This window comes from Moorena sp. SIO2C4 (assembly GCF_010672485.1).
GTDB lineage: Bacteria > Cyanobacteriota > Cyanobacteriia > Cyanobacteriales > Coleofasciculaceae > Moorena > Moorena producens.
Genome location: NZ_JAAHGN010000505.1, coordinates 1 through 5,261, shown reverse-complemented (window position 1 = coordinate 5,261; position 5,261 = coordinate 1). Strand labels below are relative to the sequence as shown.

Genomic DNA, 5,261 nt, shown 5'->3' with positions numbered 1-5,261 from the left:
ATCCACCGCTAAGGTGTCCATTGCTTTGGCTGAGGAACTAACCCGCGCCCTGTTACAGGATGTGCCATCGGTCTATAACACCCGCATTAATGATGTGCTACTGACTGCTTTGGTGCAGAGTTTCGGTGGATGGACAGGGCAGCCTTCCCTCCTAATTGACCTTGAAGGACACGGACGGGAAGACTTATTTGAGGATGTAGATTTATCTCGGACAGTGGGTTGGTTTACCACCCTGTTTCCGGTACAGTTAACTCTAGAATCTTTAGAAGATCCTGGAGAAGCTTTGAAATCCATTAAAGAGCAACTCCGTCGTATTCCAAAAGGAGGCATCGGTTATGGGGTGTTGCGATACCTGCATCAGGATTCGGACATAAAGCAACAATTAGCAGCCTTAAAGCCAGCCCCTGTCAGCTTTAATTACCTGGGTCAGCTGGAGAGAATGCTTTCTACCTCCACTGGGTTGGGCGTGATTAAAGAATTAAAATCTGAGCAGAGTCCCAGGAGCTACCGGAGTCATTTATTAGGGGTGAGTGGGTTTGTCAGTGAAGGGAAGCTAGAGATGACCTTTGCCTATAGCGATCGCATTCATAAAAAATCCACCATTGAAGGGTTAGCCCATGGCTTTATCCAAGCCTTGGAAACCCTGATTACACACTGTCAACGTCCCGATACTGGGGGCTATACGCCTTCGGACTTTTCAGCCAGTAATCTTAATCAAAAACAGCTTGACAAACTGATGTCCAGAATGAATAAGCGGAAGCGGAGGTAGTCTCATCATGGAGAACAAAAACATTGAAGAGATTTACGAACTGTCTTCCATGCAGCAGGGAATGCTCTTTCATACGGTGTATGAGCCGGAGTCGGAGGTGTATTTCGAGCAATTACTCTGCACAATCAAAGGAACATTGAAAGGTGCAGTGTTAGAACAAGCCTGGCAGCAAGTGGTGGCACGCCATCCTGTGTTAAGGAGTTCCTTTTATTGGGAAGAAGTGGATGACCCTTTACAAGTCGTACACAAACAGGTGGAACTCCCTTGGACATACCACCACTGGCAAGATTTGACAGCACAAGAGCAACAGTATCGTTTAGAAGGCTTATTAGACAGTGATCGTCGCCTTGGGTTTGATTTAGAACAAGCCCCCCTCATGCGGTTGAATTTGATCCAACTGGGTGATCAAACCTATCAATTGCTTTGGAGTCATCACCACATCCTCTTCGATGGCTGGTCGATGGCGATCGTTCTTCAAGAAGCCTTTGCCTTCTATGAAGCCACAATTAAAGGAGAAGCCTTACACCTAAAGTCTCCACGTCCCTACCGAGACTATATCAGTTGGTTAAAACAACAAGACCTAGAACAAGCCAAGACCTTTTGGCAGCAAAAACTCCAAGGATTTGAATCTCCCACAGTCATCAGGGTTAATCAAGGGAAACAACAAACCAAAGGCCACCAAGAACAACGCTTCTCTTTATCTCCAGAGAATACCAACCAACTACAATCCTTGGTTCGACAGCATCATTTAACCCTCAATACTGTGGTGCAAGGAGCCTGGGCAATTTTACTATCCCGTTATAGTGGAGAGTCCGATATTATCTTTGGTGCCACGGTTTCTGGTCGGTCCACAACTCTGCCGGGAGTGGAATCGATGGTGGGAGTGTTGATCAATACCTTGGCAACCAGGGTTAAGGTTGCCAGGGAAACTGAGCTGTTACCATGGCTCAAGGAATTACAAGCCCAACAAATTGAACAAGAGCAATATGCCTACTATCCCCTGGCTGAGATTCAAACCCTGAGCGATGTCCCCCAGGGAACGCCTTTATTTGAAAGCATTTTGGTGTTTGAAAACTACCCCATGAAAGAGTCCCAACAGAAAGGAAGTTTGGACGTTGGGGAGTTTCGGGGGTTTGGACACACCAATTATCCTCTGACGGTGGTGGCGGTTCCTGGTGTAGAGTTATCAATCAAAGTACTCTACGATACTGATCGCTTTAGTGCCAATACCCTTAACCGCCTCATGGAGCATTTTCATACTTTATTGGTGGAGATAGCACAGAACCCCCAACGGCAACTTGATAAATTATCTATATTGACGGTAGAAGAACGGCACAAACTATTAGTTGAATGGAATCAAACAGAAAACGATTATCCATGGGATAGATGTATTCATCACCTCTTTGAAGAGCAGGTGAATAAAGCCCCTAATGCAGTTGCTGTGGTGTATAAAGGGCAACAATTAACTTATTTGGAATTGAATCATGAGGCCAATCAACTGGCGCACTACTTGCAATCTTTGGGAGTGAAACCAGGGGAGTTAGTAGGAATTTGTGTTGAGAAATCAGTGGAAGCAATCATTGGGATTCTGGGAATTATCAAAGCTGGTGGTGCTTATGTCCCTCTAGACCCAACCTATCCAAAGGAACACTTAGATTATCTATTTAATGATTCTGACCTCTCTGTGTTACTGACTCAACAGACCTCAGTGAAGAATTTGCCAGACCACAAAGCACAGATTATCTGTTTAGATAGAGAGCGAGACTTAATTCGCACTCATCCTCAAGACAACCTGACTCCTAGCATTGATGCTAATCATTTAGCTTATGTAATTTATACATCCGGTTCCACAGGAAAGCCCAAAGGAGTCTTAGTTACACACCAAGGATTATGTAACTTAGCCCATGGACAGAAAGACCTCTTCGAGATACAGCCTCACAGTCGAGTCCTGCAATTTGCTTCCTTGAGTTTTGATGCTTCCGTCTCAGAAATTTTCGTGACCTTGGTGGCTGGGGCAACTCTTGTTTTAGAGCATTCAACGTCTTTGTTGCCAGGGGCAGACCTAGTGCAAACCTTGAATCGGCACAAGATTACCCATGTTACCCTACCACCGTCAGCGTTAGCTGTTTTACCACCCGATGATTTATCAGCTTTGAAAACTCTGATTGTGGCTGGAGAGGCTTGTACAAGTCAACTGGTCAAAGAGTGGGGTAAAGGTCGTCGTTTTTTGAATGCTTATGGCCCTACTGAAGGAACCGTTTGCGCCACCGTTGCCGTGGTGAGTGGAGATGAAGAGAAACCTTCTATTGGTCGTCCCATTCCCAATGTAACGACTTACATCCTTGATTCTCATTTGCAACCGGTTCCTATTGGTGTAGCAGGAGAGATTTACATTGGTGGGGTGGGCTTAGCCCAAGGCTATTTAAACCGTCCTGAGTTAACTCAAGAGAAATTTATTTCTAATCCTTTTAGTCCAGAAATAGCTAGTCCAGAAATAGAAGAACGTTTGTACAAAACTGGAGATTTAGCGTACTATTTACCTGATGGAAAAATTGAGTTTTTAGGGCGAGTTGATCACCAGCTAAAAATTCGTGGTTTTCGCATTGAACCTGGAGAGATTCAAACAGTTTTAACTCAACATCCAGACGTAAAAGAGGCAGTGATAATGGCTTATGAAAAGCCTCCTGGTAATCACAGCCTTGTGGCTTATCTTGTTACTCAAAAATCGGAACTCGATCGGACTCAAGTCCGCAACTTCTGTAAACAGAAACTTCCTCTATACAAAATTCCTTCAGGGTTTGTATTTTTAGAAAAATTACCCCTTACTCCTAATGGTAAAATCGATCGTCGCGCTTTACCCACCCCCGACTTATCCCAGAGATATCTTGGAGGAAATTTTGTCGCGCCCCGCACCGCTACTCAAACTGAATTGGCAACCATTTGGCGTGAAGTTTTAAAGATAGAACAGGTTAGTATCAACGATAACTTTTTTGAATTGGGAGGACATTCTCTGTTAGCAACTCAAGTAATTTCAAGAGTTCGAGAAGCCTATTCTATTGAGTTACCTGTGAGTTGCTTGTTTGAATATCCAACTATTCTCGAACTGGGAGAGAAAGTGATTGAGAAGCAATTTGAAGTATCAGAACTGGATGACCTAGAGCAGATTTTAAATGAGGTTAATGAATTGTCAGATGATGAAGTGGATGAACAATTACTAATGAATAATTAGTAATTATAGCAATTATTATAGCTATGAGTTACGAAGCGATCCCCCTAAATCCCCCTTAAAAAGGGGGACTTTGAGGTTGAGAAGCGTACCTCAAAAATTCCAGAAAAGCTATAGCAATTCTTTATTAAGAATGATCAAACTTGTATAGATTCGTCTATATTAATTTAATTGATAAAAAAACTGATGACTGATGAGTGACTTACTAAAACGGCTTGAAAATATTCCATTACACAAGCGCGAGCTGGTGTTGAAAAAACTGAGGCAGAAACCAAAAAAATCAGTTATAGAAAAGGTAAAACAGAACCCGTCAATTAAACCAGTCTCAAGGGAAAAACCTATTCCCCTATCTTTTGCTCAAACTCGATTATGGTTTCTCGATCGACTGGAAGAACAAAGTTCTCATTACAATGTTCCTTTATATTTAGAATTGAAAGGAGATCTTAATCCTGATGCTTTGACGAAAGCCATTACAGAGATTATACAACGCCATGAAGTTCTACGAACTAACTTTCGTCTGATTGATGACCAACCTGTGCAGATAATAAGGCAAAATGCACATATAAACTTGCCGATTATTGATCTAGACTATAAACAATTTTCAGAACAGATAAAAAAAGTAAACCAGTTAGCAAAAGAAGAATTACAACAGTCTTTTAACCTCGAACACGATAATTTATTAAGAGGTAAAATCCTACGGTTGAATCACCAATATCATATCTTATTATTGGTGATGCACCACATTGTTGGTGATGCCTGGTCGATGGGTATTTTTACTCGTGAATTATCCACATTGTACGAAAGTTATTGTACAGGAACACTTCCATCTTTACCCAAATTAGCGATTCAGTACGCTGATTTTGCTCACTGGCAACGTCAATGGCTCCAGGGAGCGAACCTAGATCAACAACTGAATTATTGGCAGGAAAAATTAGCAGGAATACCTCCAGTTTTAGAACTCCCTACCGATAAAACTCGTCCAGCCGTCCAGCATTTTCGAGGAAGCTCTGAATCTTTTGAAATTGATCGAGATTTAACTGAGAAGCTAAAAACCTTAAGCCAATCATCAGGAACAACCTTATTTATGACCCTTTTGGCAGCTTTTTCAGTGTTACTGTCACGGTATAGTAATCAACAGGATTTAGCGATTGGTTCTCCCATTGCCAATCGTAATCATCATGAATTAGAACCGCTTATTGGCTTTTTTGTTAACACTATAGTCTTCCGAATAAACCTAGAAGAAAGCCCTACTTTGAAAGAGCTTTA

3 protein-coding genes are annotated in these 5,261 nt (G+C 42.3%); all 3 read left to right on the top strand.

The genetic code is table 11. From position 1 onward, the window contains the following. A partial coding sequence (locus F6K20_RS23070; protein ID WP_287296158.1) for a condensation domain-containing protein occupies nt 1–769 on the top strand: 769 nt, incomplete at its 5' end. A 7-nt stretch (nt 770–776) separates the two neighbouring features. Further along, nucleotides 777–3,998 carry a non-ribosomal peptide synthetase gene (locus F6K20_RS23065; protein WP_287296156.1) on the top strand — a complete coding sequence of 1,074 codons (3,222 nt, stop codon included), beginning with the start codon at nt 777–779 and terminating at the stop codon, nt 3,996–3,998. Between the two features lie 190 nt (nt 3,999–4,188). Continuing rightward, on the top strand, nt 4,189–5,261 hold a 1,073-nt coding region (locus tag F6K20_RS23060; RefSeq protein WP_287296154.1), incomplete at its 3' end, for a condensation domain-containing protein.